This window comes from Rouxiella badensis (assembly GCF_026967515.2).
Taxonomy (GTDB): domain Bacteria; phylum Pseudomonadota; class Gammaproteobacteria; order Enterobacterales; family Enterobacteriaceae; genus Rouxiella; species Rouxiella badensis.
Genome location: NZ_CP114062.1, coordinates 4,928,186 through 4,947,164, shown reverse-complemented (window position 1 = coordinate 4,947,164; position 18,979 = coordinate 4,928,186). Strand labels below are relative to the sequence as shown.

At 52.7% G+C, this 18,979-nt stretch carries 12 protein-coding genes; all 12 read right to left on the bottom strand.

The features are described 5' to 3' along the window. Nucleotides 1-3: 3 nt before the first annotated feature. Entirely contained in the window at nucleotides 4-1,884 is a 1,881-nt protein-coding gene (recD, locus tag O1V65_RS22790) for an exodeoxyribonuclease V subunit alpha (protein ID WP_165429953.1), read from the bottom strand. After that, the gene (gene recB / locus O1V65_RS22785; RefSeq protein ID WP_269130063.1) at nucleotides 1,884-5,453 is read right to left on the bottom strand and encodes an exodeoxyribonuclease V subunit beta; all 3,570 of its coding nucleotides are present in this window, start codon (nucleotides 5,451-5,453) and stop codon (nucleotides 1,884-1,886) included. The genes recD and recB overlap by 1 nt, the downstream gene beginning before the upstream one ends. Beyond that, nucleotides 5,453-8,338 carry a pitrilysin gene (gene ptrA / locus O1V65_RS22780; RefSeq protein ID WP_269130062.1) on the bottom strand — a complete coding sequence of 962 codons (2,886 nt, stop codon included), beginning with the start codon at nucleotides 8,336-8,338 and terminating at the stop codon, nucleotides 5,453-5,455. Before ptrA ends, recB begins: the two co-directional genes overlap by 1 nt. 124 nt (nucleotides 8,339-8,462) lie before the next feature. Then, nucleotides 8,463-11,837 (bottom strand): exodeoxyribonuclease V subunit gamma, encoded by a 3,375-nt coding sequence (gene recC / locus O1V65_RS22775; protein WP_192504094.1) that lies wholly within the window; start codon nucleotides 11,835-11,837, stop codon nucleotides 8,463-8,465. Nucleotides 11,838-11,943: 106 nt separating this feature from the next. Next, nucleotides 11,944-12,297 (bottom strand): prepilin-type N-terminal cleavage/methylation domain-containing protein, encoded by a 354-nt coding sequence (locus tag O1V65_RS22770; protein ID WP_017493618.1) that lies wholly within the window; start codon nucleotides 12,295-12,297, stop codon nucleotides 11,944-11,946. Then, nucleotides 12,287-12,790 carry a YgdB family protein gene (locus O1V65_RS22765; RefSeq protein WP_017493617.1) on the bottom strand — a complete coding sequence of 168 codons (504 nt, stop codon included), beginning with the start codon at nucleotides 12,788-12,790 and terminating at the stop codon, nucleotides 12,287-12,289. Before O1V65_RS22765 ends, O1V65_RS22770 begins: the two co-directional genes overlap by 11 nt. After that, nucleotides 12,787-13,356: a prepilin peptidase-dependent protein gene (locus O1V65_RS22760; RefSeq protein WP_017493616.1), complete on the bottom strand. Its 570-nt coding sequence runs from the start codon at nucleotides 13,354-13,356 to the stop codon at nucleotides 12,787-12,789. The genes O1V65_RS22765 and O1V65_RS22760 overlap by 4 nt, the downstream gene beginning before the upstream one ends. Continuing rightward, nucleotides 13,350-13,841: a prepilin-type N-terminal cleavage/methylation domain-containing protein gene (locus O1V65_RS22755; protein WP_225741550.1), complete on the bottom strand. Its 492-nt coding sequence runs from the start codon at nucleotides 13,839-13,841 to the stop codon at nucleotides 13,350-13,352. The genes O1V65_RS22760 and O1V65_RS22755 overlap by 7 nt, the downstream gene beginning before the upstream one ends. Before the next feature lie 260 nt (nucleotides 13,842-14,101). After that, complete coding sequence (thyA, locus tag O1V65_RS22750; protein ID WP_084912613.1) at nucleotides 14,102-14,896, bottom strand: thymidylate synthase; 795 nt, start codon at nucleotides 14,894-14,896, stop codon at nucleotides 14,102-14,104. A gap of 6 nt (nucleotides 14,897-14,902) precedes the next feature. Next, nucleotides 14,903-15,772, bottom strand: a complete 870-nt coding sequence (gene lgt / locus O1V65_RS22745; RefSeq protein ID WP_017493614.1) for a prolipoprotein diacylglyceryl transferase — start codon at nucleotides 15,770-15,772, stop codon at nucleotides 14,903-14,905. Nucleotides 15,773-16,111: 339 nt separating this feature from the next. Further along, nucleotides 16,112-18,358 (bottom strand): phosphoenolpyruvate--protein phosphotransferase, encoded by a 2,247-nt coding sequence (ptsP, locus tag O1V65_RS22740; protein ID WP_084912614.1) that lies wholly within the window; start codon nucleotides 18,356-18,358, stop codon nucleotides 16,112-16,114. 11 nt (nucleotides 18,359-18,369) lie between these two features. Continuing rightward, nucleotides 18,370-18,897: an RNA pyrophosphohydrolase gene (gene rppH, locus O1V65_RS22735; protein WP_017493613.1), complete on the bottom strand. Its 528-nt coding sequence runs from the start codon at nucleotides 18,895-18,897 to the stop codon at nucleotides 18,370-18,372. Nucleotides 18,898-18,979: the final 82 nt, after the last annotated feature.

Here is an 18,979-nt window from a genome sequence, read left to right as displayed (position 1 = left end):
GCCTTAACCTGTGGTTAACCGCTCGACAAGCCCGCTTCGCCTCAGCGTCGGCGTGCGTATTGCCAACCCTAAAACCTTCTCACTGGCGTAAAGCGACAGCCGACGCTTGGCACGCGTGATAGCCGTATACACCAGTTCACGGGTCAACACCGGCAAGAAGTGATTTGGCAAGACCAGCAGCGTATGTTCAAACTCAGACCCCTGCGACTTGTGCACCGTCATCGCATAAGCGGTATCATGCACCGGCAGTCGGCTCGGCTGTACCGATTTGATTTGTCCGTCGGGGAGCTGGAAATATACCCTAAGCTCGCCCAATTCGTTACGCAGCGTGATGCCGATGTCGCCGTTAAACAGCCCGAGCGCACTGTCATTGCGGCTTATCATCACCGGCCTTCCGGCGTACCAACGCCCACCCAACGCGGTCGGTCTGCGGATAAGTCTTTCACGCTGTAAAACCTGTTCAATGCGTTCATTAAGCCCTGTCAAACCAAATGGTCCTTCGCGCAGCGCACAAAGTACCTGAAAGGTGCCGAATGCTTTGAGGATTTCGGCCGGATCCTCACCTGCGGCCACGGCTTGTAAATAAGGGCGATAACCCGCCACACAGGCATCGAGCAGCATTTTAAAATCTTCTGTCTCGTTGAGAGCAAAGCTGCCGACGTCCGGCAAATCCCGCGACAGAATGCGACCTGCGAGCTGAGCATCCCCGGCGTTAACCGCCTTTGCCAGAATGCCAATGCCGGAACCCGAGTCAAATCGATAACTTTTACGCAGCAGGCAAAGCGTATCGCGGACGCTGGCCGCATGTTCCCCTTCTTCGCCGGTTATCGCGCAGCCGGTGAGCCGTTCTAGCTCTGCGGCGCGTGCCGGGCTGTATCCCTCCTCGGCAAAACGGCAAATATCACCGAGTACAGCACCCGCTTCAACCGAAGCGAGCTGGTCACGATCCCCTAGGAAGATGACCCTCGCCTCGGCAGGCAATGCGGCAATCAGACGAGCCATCATAGGCAAGTCGACCATAGACGCTTCGTCGACCACCAGCACGTCGAGGTGCAGTGGGTTGCCCTGATGGTAGCGCATCCTCTGGCTGTTCGGCTGAGCCCCCAGCAGACGATGCAGTGTCGAGGCTTCATCGGGGAACTGAACGCGCTGCTCGTCGGTGAGATTCAGCCTGCGGCTCGCCTGTCCCAACGATTCGGTAAGCCTTGCAGCCGCTTTGCCCGTCGGAGCAGCCAGTTGAATACGCAGCCGCCCCTCGCTATTGAGCTGTACCAGCGCTGCAAGGAGTTTGGCCACCGTCGTGGTTTTACCCGTCCCCGGTCCCCCGGAGATAATCGCTATACGACGGGTTGCTGCAACGGCGGCGGCAACCTTTTGCCAGTCAATTTCGCCTGGGGTCGCTGGCCCAAACAACTGGTCGAGAACCTCACGCAGGCGAGCCTCGTCAACCGCAATTTCACCGTTTTGCTCCATCGGGTTGAGCGACGACAGAACGCCTTCGTCAATAAAGAACGCGGCAACCTGCCCTTCGTCCTGCCACATACGCTGGAGATAAAGCCGTTGCTGCTGCAAAACCAAAGGTGTCGCTCCGCTCCCGTCGCTGACCGCAGGATGCTGCTGTAATAAAGACAACCACTGTGCTTCATCAGGCTCGCCCGCGCTGAGCCAAAGACTGCTCGCCAACGCGGGGAAACGGCCCTCAAACAACCGGTCAGGCCGTAGCTCTTCGAGGCGAAGGCATACGTGCCCTTTTCCAGCTTCGGCGCTCAGGCAGGCTGCAGCCAGCATCATGGCCGGATTATCTCCCGCTATCGTTCGAGCAAACTGTACGTCGAGTGCACGCAACGCACCGAGTGCCATCGCCTGTTCGTAAAGGGCCAACATCATGAATTCTCCTGCAACAACAACGAGGTCAACATTGGCACCTCATCACCCTTAAACAGACTGTCCATTGCCTCAATAAACGCCTCGTCTGGGCGTTGACGGTAAATACCGTTGTCGGGATGAGCCGAATCCACTCCGCGTAAAAACAGATAGATGACGCCCCCGAAGTGTTTTTCATAGCTGTATCCCGCTAATCGATGTCCCAGATAACGATGAAGAGCGAGCGTATAGAGTTGATATTGCAGGTCATAACGATGCTGCGCCATAGCGTTTTCCATCGCAGAACGGGTGTAGGCACTGCTGTCCTCCCCAAGCCAGTTGGACTTGTAGTCGAGCAGGTAATAGCGTCCCTGCCAGCAATAAACCAAATCTATAAAGCCTTTTAACATGCCACGAACTTGCTGAAAATTTAAAGGAGGGCACTGCGCAGACAAGGGATCGTAGTGACGAACCAGAGCATCAAGCTGCTCAGACTTGAGCAATCCGTCGATCGGCAGATAAAATTGTAATTCAGACTGCTGCTGAGAAGGTTCCAGCTCGGCAAGCGCCATGCCGCTCTCGTCTAATGGCGCGGTCAGCACATTATTTACCCACTCTTCAAGCACCGGCAGCCATTCGCCAGCATAACCTTGAGCTTCGAGCTGCTCCAGCAGCCACTGTGGGTCTACCGGCTGGCTAAAGTCTATCTCCTCGAACAGGCTATGGAGGAAAGTCCCCGGTGCAGCACCGCGTGGGAAGCTGTGCGGTGTCATCTGCGGCGCAATATCCTCGGGTTGCTCACCGGCTGCGTCAACGTCAAGTTTTGGCAGCAAGTCCTGAGCAAGTGATGAGCCATGCTGCTGCAAACCGGAATAGCTAGTCACACGCCAAAAGTCGGCAAGACTACGGCTTATCTGTGCTGCCGAAAGCTCAGGAGTCGCCACTTCAGGCGCGACCCACAGGGTTTGCTCCACTGTAGCAGCCTGTGCAACAGCCACGTTTTCATCGGCCAGAGCCTGTAGAGACTCGGCAAGATAACTCGCATCACCAGCCTGTCCGCCCTGAACCAGGTACCCAAGAGCGCCGAGGTGCAGATCGGTATCGCCCTGTTTTTTACGCGTCCCCTGAATGAGCGGCGCAATACCGAGACTACAGTGATAAACAGAACGCGTGAGCGCAACGTAGAGGAGGCGTAGGTCCTCGGCCAAGCGTTCTTCCTCGGCCAGTTCAAGGCTTTTCTCGTCCTCACTGAGATCGAGCAGCGCCGCGAAGCTCTCACGGTCGTGATAAAGCCCCTGCTGCTGAAGGCGAAAATTACTGATAAACGGTAGCCAAACCAGCGGATACTCAAGTCCTTTCGACTTGTGGATAGTCACAACTTTGACCAGATGCCTGTCGCTCTCAAGCCTTAGCTGCTGACTCTGGGACTGAGTGTCTGGCTGGGCAATCTGTTGTGCAAGCCAGCGAACCAACGCATGCTCACTGTCGAGCTGTGCGGCGGCCTCCTGAAGAAGCTCGCCAAGATGCAGCAAGTCGGTGACTCGCCGTTCTCCCCCAGGGTTTGCCAGCAGATCCTCAGCCAGGTGTCGGTGGGAGATAAGATTTTTAAGCATCGGCAATACGCCACGCTGCATCCAACGTTGACGATAGCCGTCAAACTCGTCCACCAGTTTGTCCCACGCCAGCTCGTCCTGGCTGAGTGCGTCGAGCGTCAGGGCATCAAGCCCCATCAGGCCGGTTGCCATTGCGCTTCGCAGCGTTCTTTCATGTTCCGGCGTCAACACTGCCTGCAACAACCAAAGCACGTCCATCGCTTCTGGGGTATCAAAGACACTGTCGCGATTCGAAAGATAAACCGAGGGAATATTCAGTGCACTCAACGCGTCACGGATTAGTGCGGCCTCACGACGGCTACGGATTAAAATCGTAATGTCCGATGCCTGAACTGCCCGGCGCGTTTGACCCGAAACCAGCCATGCCTGCTGTTCCTGGCCAGCGGTTAGCCAGTCACGAATCTGTGAGGCACAGTAATGTGCCATAAACTGCTGGTAGTCACTCACGCCAACGCCTTCCCCGGGCTGAAGCCAGCACTGCAATCCCGGCTGTTTAACGCCGTGCAGCTCAAAGCTCAGCTCGTTATTTTTAGGCGCAGGCTGCACCGAAATAAAGGGTATTTGCGCAAACAGAAACGGCGTCGGCAGCCGTGAGAAAATCTTGTTCACGCCGTTGACCATCGGCACCGACGAACGCCAATTGGTGTCCATGGTGTAATGAGCACTCACTTCGGAACGCGCACGCATATAGGTGAAAATATCGGCACCACGAAAAGCATAAATCGCCTGTTTAGGGTCGCCGATTAGCAACAGGCCACAGGCCGGTTGTTTACCATAAAGACGATGAAAAATACGATACTGCTGTGGGTCGGTATCCTGAAACTCATCGATCATGGCCAACGGATAGCGCTGGCGGATAGCCTGGGCCAGCGCCTCTCCACCAGGTTGGCGCAGCGCATTATCAAGCCGGCTAAGCAGGTCATCAAACCCCAACTCGGCACGCTGACGTTTTTCTTCGGCAATCGACTGGCGGATTGCCGTCAATGCGCGAGCAATCACCAGATCTCGAATACTTAATGGTTCTTCATACAGCCGATCGATGGCACTAAACACCCTATGTTCGGGTGGCTCACCTTTCTTGGTTTTCTCAAGCAGCACCGACTGGCGGAAACGTTCAAGCTCCTTCGGTAGGCTGTAGCTTTCCGTTGGCTGAGAAGACCAGTAGCCAATGGCAGCAAGCCAGTTGGGAAGATAGCGGCTGCTGTAGCTCCGTTTATCGATACCCGACTGAGTTATCAGACTTTCAAAATCTGCCGCAGCGGCAAGCCACTGCAGCTTGATGTCGTCGATACGCGAAACAATACGTTGATGTCGGTCTTCGAGCGTTTCCTGCTGGTCGGGCGGGAAACGCAGCTGCGGCGCTTCGCCGTGAAGATAAGAGGACAAGTCTCCAAGCAAGGCTTCAGGCCCACTCCACTCTTGCGAAACCACACGGGCAATATCGAGCGGCAACGGGTAGCAATATCGCCGCCAAAAGTCGGCACAGGCCTGACGGCGCAGCGGCAGTTCGTCCTGAATTAACGTTTGCTCAAAAAGAATGCCCGACTCAAACGCGTTGTGCATCAGCATGCGCTGGCAAAAGCCGTGAATGGTATAGATGGCCGCTTCGTCCATTTGACGCTCAGCGGCCAACAGCGTCGAGGCCGCCTCCGACAGGTCAACAATTTCAGTCATTAGCGCCGTAAGCATCGGGTTAGCGCTATTACCTCTGATACAGGCCAGCCGCAGCTCGTGGATATTGCTGCGAATACGACCACGCAGTTCCTCTGTGGCCGCCTCGGTAAAAGTGACCACCAGAATCTCTTCTACCGTCAGCCTGCGGGAAAATGCGGCCTCCTTGCCAAGGCCAAGCAGCAGGCGCAGGTAAAGAAGCGCCAGTGTAAAAGTTTTTCCGGTGCCCGCAGAAGCCTCAATCAAACGCTCGCCCGACAGCGGCAGAGTGAGAGGGTTGAGTTTGTGCGGGATTGTTTCTGTCATTATTTATTAACCTGATGTGGAAAGGTTTTCTGCAAACTTGAGGTCGTCGAGTAAGTTTTCCAACCTGACGGTGCAGCATACTCATGAACCTTGCTGTCATTGCCCGAAACCTGAGAAAGCATAGTAAACCCGGTTTGGCTGATGACAGCCTGATGATAGAAATCTGCCAGCTGTTTCTGCGTCAGCCCCTGAATCACCGCAATAACCTTGGCTCGGGTCGTAAACTTGTCGTTACCGCGGCTAAAGTCTTCGCTAAAACGCCCGACCTCTTCAGTCATGGTCTGTGGGTTCTGCAACATCTCGTTCAGCAGCCCCTGCTTATACTGATTAAATTCGGCGTCTTTCATATCGCGCAGACGTTTTTCAACCTGAGGGTAGAAGGCAAGATAACGCTCATAGAGATATTTGGGTTGCTTGCTGTTGCTCTGCAGCAGGAAGCTTATCCCCCACTGCTTGCCGACCGGCATTGGGAAGGCGAACACCGCATAACCGAGCTGTTCCTGCGTGCGAAGCTGGCTGTAGAACCAAGGCTGAATTATCTGCCCCAGCAGCGCGCTATATCCCATACTGCGAACCTCGTCGTAGCCTACGGGGACATAAACCGCAGCTAAAGCAGAGTCCGTCGAGGTACCAACGCGCTGCATATTAACCTTCTTGGGACGATCGATAATAATCCGGCTTCCGCGCCAGAACTGCGTACCGCGAGGCTTAACCTTGGCCTCAATATTGTTGACCATTTTTTCAACCTGAGGAGCCGTCATATTCCCCACCACCAACACTTCGAGCGCCGCATCATCCAGCAGGCTTTTACGGTAGTCGACTACCTCTTTTAACGTGATACTTTTCACCAGCTTTTCACGTACCTCACGTTCGCTGTACGGCAGGCGTGAAATCAACTGAATAGGCTGTAGGGCCAATTCAAACGCCTTACCCTTGTCTGCGGAAGCGAGCCGTTCGAGATACCAGGACTTGGCCTGCTCAAGCTGCTCCGGTGTGGGCACGACCTTAGGATACTCCTCTACCAGCTCGCTTAATAAATCAGGGAGATGATTGGTAAAGCCATTCGCATTGAGCTCCAGACCATTGTCCGGGGAGGTCGCAAAACCGATACCCCCAATCGAAGCCTGATAGCTCAGCTGGTCGAAGGCCACGCCGGTCAGATAATCATTCAGGCCATAGAGCACTTGTTTTTTTGCCGTGTTCAGTGACTGTTCGCTACGAAATGCCAGCGTGATGTCGGCCTTTGGCTCACCGGAGAAGTCGTGGCTTGGCATATAAAGAACGTGTAGCCCCTTCTTATTAACGATAAGAGCAGGCTTGACAGGCGCATTGCTTTTGTTGACCAGATCGAGATTTTCAGGAATATAGGGGTTTAGCATCGGCAAGGACAAACTGACTTGGCCCTCCAACTGCTGCCACTGGGTAAATTCTGCGGCGGGGACCTTATCCACCTCGTAAGGTGCATCAACAAAATAGGCCATTTTATTATGGGGTTCATTCGGGCTGATAATCCAGAAACGGGCTTTCTCTGGAGTAAGGGAGTCCAGTCGACTATCAATGGCCTGAGGATCAAACTGGTCGGCAAGATAAGGTGAATCCAGAACATGATCGACGGGCACTCGCACCATTGTATCTACCAGCCATTCGACGTAATCCATATCACGTGTCACCGCTGGATAACGGAAATCCAACGCCAGCACGTGTGCAATTTCATCGAAATACTCTTTTTTAACGCCCTTTGAGCGAATCAGCGACAGATAGTTAAAAATGGCTGCAATCACCCTATCCTTCTCCGCCAGCCCCTTGTCAGTGAGAGACACCGAAATGGCGAAGATCCCTTGATTACGCTGTACCATCGGGTCGGCACCGGCGTTGATTCCGTCTGCAAGCCCTTCTTTCTGCAGCCAGTCTGACAGCGTATTCTTGCTACGGTTACCAATCAGGTAACTGATATAGGTGTCCGTCTTACTGCGAAATGCAGCACTGTTATTATCGATAGCAAATTCGACGCGCAGTTGCTTGCGCGGCTCCGCAGGCACGTAATGAATGATAATGCCCTGCTGAGCCGGAGTGACGCTTGGCACGGTTATTGGCGGGACAACAGCATTGTGGTTGGCAATCTTTCCGAACGTATCGGAGGCGATTTGCGCCAGCTCGGGTAAGGACTTATTGCTGTAAATCACGCCGACCATCAGATTCGCGGAATAATAACGGTGGTAAAAATTGACCAGCGCATCATGCAGACTGTTGCCCGGTTTATCTTTTAAGGTATCAAGGTTCCCACCTGCATAGCGCGACCCAGGATGCGCCGGATTCAGCGTTTCAGCACGAACCTGTCCCATACGCATGCCGTCACGCGAACGCGCCATCGTAAGCTCGGCATTGACCGCATTACGTTCTTTGTCGGCATAGCTTGCGTCAAGTAAAGGTTCACCAACGGCATCAGCGAGGCGATCGACCGCCTCTTTCAGAGCATCATTTTCAACCTCAAGATAAAAAGCGGTGCGGTAAGAGGCGGTACTGCCGTTGTGGCTGCCACCGTGCATCTTGAGAAACTCGGAGAGGCTTTCAGGTTTAGGATATTTTTTTGAACCCATCAGCAGCATATGTTCAGTAAAATGCGCCAACCCCAGTTGCCCATCGGGATCCTGTAAGGACCCAACCGACACGGCCAGCGCAGCCAGTGACTTGCTGGCATTGGCGTCGGAAACAAGTAGTACCGTCATACCATTGGACAATTTAATGGCCTGATACTGGCGAGGATCGTTTTGACTCTTATGTATTGTTTCTGCAATGGGTTGCCAGTCTGTCGCGGACCAGACTGCGGGGGCCCAAAACGTCAACAACAACAGTAACCCGCTTACACGGGTAAGCTGTTTTAACATTACCTGTCTCCCTTGATAGAAAAGATAACTCAGGCTATAGAGTCGAAAATGACCGAACCTCTAACCAAAAGCGTGCTAAATAACTCAGACCTCACAGGCAACAGATAGTTTTTTATCTCGGCACCTAGGCCAGATTATGTTGAACCACAGGTAAAAGAAAGCGCTCTGCCTCAGCAATGATGGCTTCGACGTTTTCTGGATCAAGCTGACGCATGACTCTTTGTACATAAGGGTCTTGCCCCTCACCGGGCACGCGCCCATCGCCTTGCCAGGCTTGTGCAAGTTTAGTGAGCCCTTTGCTCTGCTTTTCAGGATCATCGCTTATTGTTCCACTTTGCTTGTCAAAGCAGACGTCCAGCCATGCCCAGCCGCTTTTTCCAAGGAGTTTTAACGGCGAGTTCAGCCCCTGTTTATAACCCTCTATCAAGGTTTGTAGCTGCATCATCGCCTCCTCGCGGTTCAGGTTGGCGTAATGGAAAGCCGTGCCGCTGCGGCCAAACATCCGGCTTTCGCCCGTACCTCCATTGGCGCAGTAAACGACGTGCTCAATCCACAGTAGAAGACCGTCGCGTGCAAGCAATGCGGCTGGACGCCAGCGAAGAAGGCCGTCACTTTGTACCTGATGCATCCAGCCCGTTAACTGGATATCGCCAATCGGAAGCGAAAGCTCCAGGCTGCCGCTTTCTGTTCGTGCTTCCCTGACCTGTTCGGCAAGTTCGGTCATGTCCTCACACTGCCTGTTCCAGAAAATCTCGCCAAAAGCACCGTAAGGCAGCCCCCCCGAGGCTTTAATGCGATTGAACAACACGCTAGCATCCTGTTCTTCAATAAGCGCATTCAGCAGCTGAGTATTCAGCTGATAGCGGTTGAGATTATCCAGAATAAAGGGCTCTTCGTCTGATAACTCGGTCTCCTCCACGACAAAGCTGACGTTGAGCCGCATTTGGAAAAAGGCCTTGATCGGGTGGCGATAAAAGCGCAGCAGGTTATCAAGCGTTATCTCGTGTAGTGGCAGGTCGCTTAGAGGCTGGGTAAAGTCCGTCAGCGGCTTCCCCTGACCTCCCGCTGCCGGCAACCATTCTGCTGCATAGCTCCTTGCTTCACTGGTGCTATCAAAGTTGCTGGCGTCAAAGGGCGTACGTGAATGCCAGTGTTCGAGATACTGACGCACCCGCTTTTCGCTTTCGTCAGCGTTAAGACTAAGATCTTGCTCCAGGCAGTAGCTTTGCCCAATGTATTCAAGCAGCTCGCTAACCAACACCGACGGATATCTTTCACTGTTGTCCTGAATTGAACGACCGATATAACTGATGTACAGCTTGTCCTGTGCCGAAAGCAGTGCCTCAAGGAACAGGTAGCGGTCATCGTCTCGACGGCTACGGTCCCCCCTTTTCATCTGCTTTGCCATCAGGTCAAACCCTAGCGGCGGCAACGTTCGAGGATAGATGCCGTCATTCATTCCCAGCAGACAAACCACTTTAAACGGAATTGAACGCATAGGCATCAGGGTACAGAAGTTGATAGGTCCGGCCAGAAAGCGTTGGCTGATCCTCTCTTGATCCAAACGCGATGCCAGTTCGTCGCGCAAGATAGAGAGCGGAACATCATCGGGATAACGCGCCGCCAGTCCCTGATTAAGGACCTTTTGCCACTGCTGCTCGATAAGCGCCAGAGCAATCTCCGTCTCCCCTTCCGGGGAGAAAAAGGTGCTCAGAAGTTCATGACATATCGGTAACCAGTCCTCCAGCGTACGAGACTGGGCAAGACGAATACGCCATTGGCTGAGTTGCATCAGTAACTCAGCCAGATGCCCTGCCAACTCTGCGGCAAGCCCGGTCGATTCGTCATAGGGCAATACGCCCTGCCAGTCACCGGCTCGACTGTCCATCGCATAGCCAAGCAGCATACGTGTTAAGCCGAAATGCCAAGTGTGTTGGCCTGTGGCCGGAAGCGCCAACTCGCGAACGTTATCGTCGTCAAGCCCCCAACGAATACCCGATTCGCCCACCCATTGGCGCAGCAGCCTCAATCCTTCTTCATCAATAGAGAAACGCGTCGCCAGCGCAGGGACCTCGAGCAATGCCAGAACCTGCTCTGAGGTAAAACGGCTTTGCGGCAAATCGAGTAAGGAAACAAAGGCCTGCAAGGCTGGGTGTGACTGGCTTGCCTTGCGGTCTGAGATAGCGAATGGCAAATAGCGTTCTCTCGGTGCATTGCCGAACACGGCTTGAATATAGGGTGCGTAGCTGTCTATGTCGGCGACCATGACGATAATATCTCTAGGTGTAAGATGTTTGTCGGCCTCCATCATTGCCAGCAGATTGTCATGTAACACCTCAACTTCGCGCTGAGGACTGTGGCAGATATGCACACTCAGCGAGTCGTCCCCCACCTGCAGCCGTCTTTTGCTTTCGCTACTGTTCAGCGTTTCGGGCGTCATGCCGATAACGGCGCGGTCTTCTAGGTCTAACATATCTTGCTGAATAGCATGCAACAGCGTTTCGTCCCCTACGTCGACAAAGGCATGTACTTCCTGAATCTCATCGACCTGTGACAGCAAATACATATGGTCGCGGCCCAGCTTGCCCCATGAAGCCAGCAGTGGATTACTGAGGTTTTGCTCACCCTCTTCATTAAACAACTGTTGGGCCTGCGAGGGATCTCTGAAGAGTGATGTTTCACCGGACTCAAGATAATGTCGACGCCGACGGCTCTGTAAACGAGCGAGGAAGGCATAATTTTGAATATCTCCCCAATAGTAACGGCAAGGGTTGGTAAACATTAGATGGATATCGATATGTCTACCCAGCGCCTGCAGCGCCTGTAAATAGACCGGGGGCAGCGCCGAAATTCCGCAAATGAAAACCCTTTTTGGCAAGCCAGGTGGGCAAACATCCGCCTTGTTCAAGGCCGCAATAAAACGCTCATAAAGATTGGCCCTATGCCATTCGGGTTGCTCTAGCTCTTCGGTGTACTCGCAAAGAGCCCGCCAAAGATGAGCCTGCCACAGCTGCGAGGGGTCAAGTTCTTCATCAACTAAACGGCCTTGTTGCCAGGTTTTCAGCCATTCAGGGCGATAAACTAGATACTGGTCAAAAAGGTCTGCGACCCGCGCGGCCAACTGATGAATTTTTCTTTTATCGCGATCGTCGGTCAAATAATTTTGCAGCGGTGCAAATTCCGGCTCAGAGAGTTTGCCTGGTAATAGCCACATCAGTTTCCAGGTCATCGCATCTTTGCTGAACGCACTTTCCTTGGGGATTCCGGGTAGAACCTGGGTAAACATGTCCCAAATAAAAGTCGCCGGCAGTGGGAAAGCAATATTGGCCGCAATACCAAAAGACTGAGCGAGTTCCATTTGCAGCCACTGTGCCATTCCTGGGCTTTGGACCAGTATGACTTCCTGCTCAAAAGGATTGTCCAAAGGACGCCCCTCAATCAGTCGGGTTGTCAGTATTTTTAAAAGATCCAACTGATTGGAATGGTAGACGGTGAACATATCGGTTTCCTTGAGGTCCACGGACGACAACTGCATTAATTCATACTTTACCGAGCGACTCCCCTAATGCAAAGCAAGCAGGGAAACATCTGTTAATTTCGAGCGGCTAATCAACAATGGGTCTGCAAATCATGCGACTTAACCGACTGGTATAGTGCAACGGGGTTTCTACACGTGCCGTAACCCATTGGCAATCTGTAGAGGTTTGAATGCGGGTAATTTGCGCACTCCATCCCGGTTTATCCAGTGCTTTACCCACGTTTAGCACCGCGAAGCTTTCAAGCTGTTCATGGGCCTCTGTCCAGGCCTGTCTTACTTGCCACTGTCTTGAGAATCCTTGAGTAAGGGATTGATAATAATTCAGTAATCCCAGGACAGAAACCGACAGCAGCAAGGTTGCGAGCATCGTTTCAGGCAGACTGAGACCTGCCTGTGGGTGGAGCCTTTGATTATGGGTCATCACATTTCCTCTCATCCTTTAAAGGGCAAAAGTCCAGCCAGCCGTTTTGTATCGGTATAACCCGGCTTTCAGTGGCATCAACTGTCTTGAGGGTCACCAGTTGGTAAAGCAAGACCGGCACAGAGTCAGGCTGAATTTTTCCTTCACCCCGCAGTAAATACAGCTCATCACGTTCAGCATTTCTTATGCAGCTACGCAGAGTGGCGCTTATCTCTCCAGGAAGACTGACGTTTTCGGTCACTGATTGCGCACACTGCCACCCTTCGACAGGTTGTAAGACCCAGCGCCTGTTAAGCCCCCAATTTAATGAGGAGACGGCAAGCTCCCAAGACTGAAGAAAACTTTTTTCGCTGCGAGTGAGTGCCAGTGCAGCATTAAGATGCTGATTCACCATATTTAACCCCATTAGGCCAAATGCCATCATCATCATGATAGCCAGTATCAGTGCGCTGCCTTGCTGCGAGTGGTGTGCTTCAGGCTCAGGCTTGTTCATTGCACTTTTACCCACGTATCAAGGCGGGTACTAATCGCCGGATTCTTTTTCCAGTTTGCCGCCATATTCAAAATAATGAGCGGATCCCCTCCTTCACCAAGCGTAGTTGCAACCTGAAACTGACTAAAACTCACCTCTGATGGGTCAAGCATGCGCTCCCATCCAATCGCGTTGCAGCCATTAACGCCACGCTGACTTTCCAGCATGCCGCTGCGTAGCCGAAAACCAAAATACTCTGACTCAGCATGTCCCACCGGCTCCCATCGACCGTTGCGATTGAGATCATAGGCGACGACAATGCAGGAGTTTTTAGCCTCCCCGCTGGCTTGACCTATAACTATCGACTTACCGCTACAGGTTCCGGCGCAAAAACCGCTACGCCTAAAGTCCTTTTGCAAAGTTCGGGCAGTCTGCCGCAGAAGTTGATCGAGCTGGTAATGTTGGCTTAGCTGCTGTGTGCGTTGCCTCAGCATCGGCAAAAACTGCATCGCCCCCATAATGAGCATGCTGCCGATACCCATTGCTAACATCACCTCAGGCAGTGTGAAACCCTTTTCGTTTAACATTTCGGAAAGCCAGACATGGGTTTCCCAAAGCTGCACAATCTGAGGCGCCCCCGAGCAGATAAAACGACCCTCAGAGTACCCGCAGCATTACTCACATTGATGTGCCCGCCCTGAGCCATATTACGTAGCCCATAGAAACCCATTATTTTCTCTGAATAGGCACGCACACTAATGTTCGGCGCCGTTGTTTGAAAATAACGGTCCTCAGCCACCAGACAGCTGGCGGGCCGTTTACCCGCTCCCACACATCCTGAAAGGCCATCAATGACCCACAGCAATTGGGTCTGATTATGGGAATAGGCAATCGACTGAAGTCCCGTAAGATAAAGCCGCAGTCTTTGCGCCTGCTGCTCGAGCTGTAGCTGCTGCTGATACTCGCGCCAGCCGTGCAAAGACCAGAGGCTCATCGAGGCAACCAGTGCCAGAACTATCATGACTTCAATCAGGGTCATTCCCTGCTCTCCTTCCGCGAGTCGTATTTTCATGCGGCGAGTGTAAGGAAATATCGGCAGCAGAAAAGGCGCATTGCCATTACCATCGGCGTCTATTCCAAACAAAGTTCTTTTTTGCACAAGGTTGCAAACGCATTGGAATAGCGGTTCCACCAAACACATTCGGGCAGATAAAAGCGTTGGTAAACGCAATAAAGAGAGTAAAAAAGCAGAGAGGAAAAGCTGAAGGCAGGATAAAAAAACGCCCGACTAACAGCCGAGCGCTTTATGCACTTAGGGACTAAACAAAAGGTTTAGACAGCAACCGGCGCTTTAATAGCAGGATGCGGATCATAACCTTCGATTTCAAAGTCTTCAAAATTATAGTCAAACAGAGAGGCTGGCTTACGTTTGATGATTAATTTAGGCAGTGCACGAGGTTCACGGCTCAGCTGCAGATGAGTCTGTTCCATGTGGTTGCTGTACAGGTGGGTATCCCCCCCGGTCCAGACAAAATCGCCGACTTCAAGATCGCACTGCTGCGCCATCATATGTACCAACAAAGCGTAGCTAGCGATGTTAAACGGCAAGCCGAGGAATACGTCGCATGAACGTTGATACAGTTGGCAAGAGAGCTTGCCGTCTGCCACATAGAACTGGAAGAAAGCGTGGCAAGGTGCCAACGCCATCTGGTCGAGCTCACCAACGTTCCAGGCCGAAACAATAATGCGTCTGGAATTAGGGTCCTGCTTGAGCTGGTTAACCACGTTGGCAAGCTGGTCGATCTGCTTGCCGTCCGGTGTACCCCATGCACGCCATTGTTTGCCGTAAACCGGACCCAGTGAACCGTCTTCATCGGCCCACTCGTCCCAGATGGTGACATTGTTGTCACGCAGATAGGCAATATTGGTATCACCTTTCAGGAACCACAGCAGTTCGTGAATGATAGAACGCAAATGGCAGCGCTTGGTGGTGACCAGCGGAAAACCTTCTTGCAAATTGAAACGCATCTGATGACCAAAAATCGACAATGTACCCGTGCCGGTACGGTCGCCTTTAGGCGTGCCTTCATCAAGCACTCGCTGCATTAATTCCAGATACTGTTTCATATTACCTCAAGACAATTGTTTCTGCGGGCGACGGTAGGCCCAGACGACCATAATGATACCAAATACGATCATAGGTATGGAGAGAATTTGCCCCATGCTGATGAAACCGTCGAACAAACCGAGCTGAGCGTCCGGCTGGCGGAAGTGTTCAACGATGATACGGAATGCACCGTAGAAAATCAGGAACAGGCCCGAGACACTGCCCATTGGGCGCGGTTTGCGAATAAATAGGTTGAGGATGATAAACAGCACCACGCCTTCAAGCAACAGTTCATAGATTTGTGAAGGATGACGAGGCAGAACACCGTATTGGTTCAGCAGCGGCTGCCATTTTGGATCGGCGGCGGCAATCGCAACGTCTTCATCGTGTGAGCCAGGGAAAAGCATTGCCCAAGGCACATCGGTAGTGACACGACCCCAGAGTTCACCGTTGATAAAGTTGCCCAGACGTCCTGCACCCAGACCAAACGGAATCAGCGGAGCAATGAAGTCGGAAACCTGGAAGAACGTGCGCTTGGTGCGACGTGCAAACCACAGCATGACGATAATAACCCCGATCAGACCGCCGTGGAATGACATACCGCCGTCCCAGACTTTGAAGAGATACAGTGGGTTATCGAGGAACAAAGGCAAGTTATAGAACAGGACGTAGCCTACGCGGCCGCCGACAAAGACGCCTAGAAAGCCTGCATACAGCAAGTTTTCGACTTCTTCTTTTTTCCATCCGCTGCCAGGTTTGTTTGCGCGACGAACGGCAAGCCACATGGCAAAGACAAAACCTACCAGATACATCAAGCCGTACCAGTGAAGTGAAATCGGTCCGAGAGAGAAAATGACCGGATCAAACTTGGGAAACGCCAGATAGCTGTTACTCATCTATCACCACAAATTGAAAAGTTGTTGTGGGCCTGAAAGTGAGTTCAATCAATGCGATAGCTAAAGCAGTTGAGGTTACAGCAAGGCAGCAGAGAAGCGATTCCCGAAAGCTCACTCGGGCAAATGACCGAGGTAAACATGCATAGCCAACACAGCTGCAGCTTCAAGTACGATTGGTATCAAGATGAACGACTTAAGGCCAGAGGGGCAAATCATAGCATAAGAGAGGGGAAGTCTGGTTCAACGCCGGGGGAAAAGATCTGTAAAAAAAAGTCTCGTCATGCTGCAACTTAATAAAAAAACGAGACTTTTTTGCGGCGAAAAGCGTCTATTTAACCGTTATTTACCGCCGCGGATAAGACCGCCAAGCCCTCGACGTTCCATAAACGCCGATGTCATATGGCGAACCTCGCTGGTGAACTGTGCCTGCATAACACGCTCCGCCAACTCTTGTGCATCGGAGATATCAATTTTGCGTAGCAGGTATTTTACGCGGGCGACGCTGCGCCCGTTCATGCTGATGTTACGATAGCCCATACCGACAAGCAGCAAAGCCCCCATCGGGTCACCGGCCATCTCACCGCACAGGCTGAGTTCAATGCCTGCACTGGCAGCGTCTCGTGCTATCTGGCTGAGCACGCGCAGCATGGCTGGATGAAGGCTGTCATAAAGACCAGCAACGCGGGTGTTATTGCGGTCGACGGCCAACAGGTACTGCGTCAGGTCATTAGTGCCGACAGAGATAAAATCAACGCGTCCAGCGAGCAGAGGCAACATGAAGATCATCGAAGGAACTTCGATCATGATGCCGATACGCGGCTTAGGCTGTGCATAGCCTAGCGCTTCCTCTACCTCACGGCCTGCACGGTCAATAAGGCGACGCGCCTCATCAATCTCTTCGAGGCTGGTTATCATCGGCAGCAAGATACCCAGATTGCCCGTAGCAGCGTTTGCACGCAGCATGGCCCTGACCTGTATCAGGAAAATCTCAGGCTGATCGAGGGTGATGCGGATACCGCGCCAACCCAGGCAAGGGTTTTCCTCGCTGATAGGCATATAAGGCAGCTGCTTATCTGAACCAATGTCCAGCGTACGCAGCGTCACAGGCTTAGCCGGGAAAAGCTGTAGCATGCCCTGATATTGCGCAACCTGCTCTTCTTCAGAAGGGAAGCCGCTTTGCAGCATAAAGGGAATTTCAGTGCGATACAGGCCGATGCCGTCAACCCGGCCACCAAACAGTTTTTCGTGGTCAGCGCTAAGGCCCGCGTTGAGCATGACTAAGACCTGCTCGCCGCTTTGCATTTTGGCTGGCTGCTCAACTTCGCTTTCAGCCTTTTCGCTCAGCTCCATTTCTTCGCTGATAAGGCGGCGGTATTCAGTTACGAGAACCGGCTCAGGGTCGATAAGCAGTTCGCCGCGATAACCGTCAACGATGAGCTGTCGCTGATTTAAAAGGGAAGGCTGAATATCGGCGCCCATAACCGTCGGCACGCCCATGGCACGCACAAGAATGGCCGCATGCGAGTTGGCGGCACCGTCTCGCACAACAACACCCTTCAGACGTTCCTGTGGGACTTCCGCCAACAAGGTTGCCGTCAGCTCATCGGCGACAAGAATAAAGTTTTCGGGCCACTGTGTGTCGCCCTGTGCGGTATCGTCGAGATGGAAGACCAGACGCTGTCCGAGCGCTCGCAGATCGCTGCCGCGCTCGCGAAGATAGGTATCCTGCAGGCTGGCAAACTGGGCAGCAAACTTCTCGACCACCTTTTTGACGGCCCACTCAGCCACGGCACCTTGGTCAATTTCGGCGAAGAGCTCGCGCTTGAGCCTTGCGTCGTTTAACAGGTGCGAATAGAGATCGAAAATCGCCGCACTTTCTTTCTGTGCACTGGCGGTGAAGCGTTTACTGAAACGTCGGAACTCGGCCCCCGCGTCTTCCAGAGCTCGGGTGAGACGCTCACGCTCGCGAACAGGATCGAGCGTTGAAGCCATATAAACGTTATCGAGTGACGGCTGATTACTGTCCTGCCAACCGGTACCAATCGCCACGCCCGGCGAGGCTGGCAGCGCCTTAACGCGAGTCTGTCGAAATCGCCCGTAGAGAACGTTAAGCTGCGCCTGAGAAAGAATTGCGGCCATTTGCGTGGCCAGCGTGACCATGAAAGACTCTTCACTTTCATCAAACTGGCGGTGCTCACGCTGCTGAATAACCAGCACGCCCAGCAGTTGGCGTCGGTGGATAACCGGTACACCCAGGAAAGAACGGAATAAGTCCTCTTTAACCTGAGGAATATATTTAAAACTCGGATGGCTCTGCGCATCGGCAAGGTTGATGGGTTCTGCCAGGCGGCCTACCAGCCCGACGACACCCTCATCAAAAGCAAGAGCAATAGTGCGCCCGCGAGGCTTTTTCAAGCCTCGCGTCGCCATAAGGTAGTAACAACGGCGATCGTTATCAGCGAGATAAATTGAACACACTTCGGTGTCCATCGCCAGACAGGTTTCATTAACCAAAACATCCAGCGCATCATTCAGGCTGGACGCCATCGCTACCTTTTCAACTATTTCTCGCAACCGCGTGAGCATTTATTCGTGACTTAGCCTCTTTTCCGACGATAAGCAGGGGTTGTACGGTTAACGGGTACTTCCTGCATTGGCATCACAGTTGTGGAAAACTCTTTCATTACCCGACGATAAACGTCACGTTTAAATGAAACAACCTGACGAACCGGATACCAAAAACTCACCCAGCGCCACCCATCAAATTCAGGCGTACTGCTGCGTTGCATATTGATGTCTGCATCATTACACATGAGTTGTAACAGGAACCATTTTTGCTTTTGGCCGATACAGACCGGCTTTGTGTCCCAACGCACCAAACGTTTTGGCAATTTATAGCGTAACCAGTTGCGAGTCGAAGCCAGAATACGGACGTCTTTTCTACTTAGTCCCACTTCTTCAAACAGTTCACGATACATGGCCTGCTCAGCCGTTTCTCCGGGGTTGATTCCCCCTTGTGGAAACTGCCAGGAGTGCTGCCCATAACGACGGGCCCATAATACTTGCCCCTGCTTGTCACAGATTACGATACCAACATTCGGGCGGTAGCCATCATCATCGATCACCGGACTACCTCAATAAGCTTAAAATGCATAGATACTCTGATTGTTTCATACTACCAACAGGCGGTAAACCACTGGTTATAAC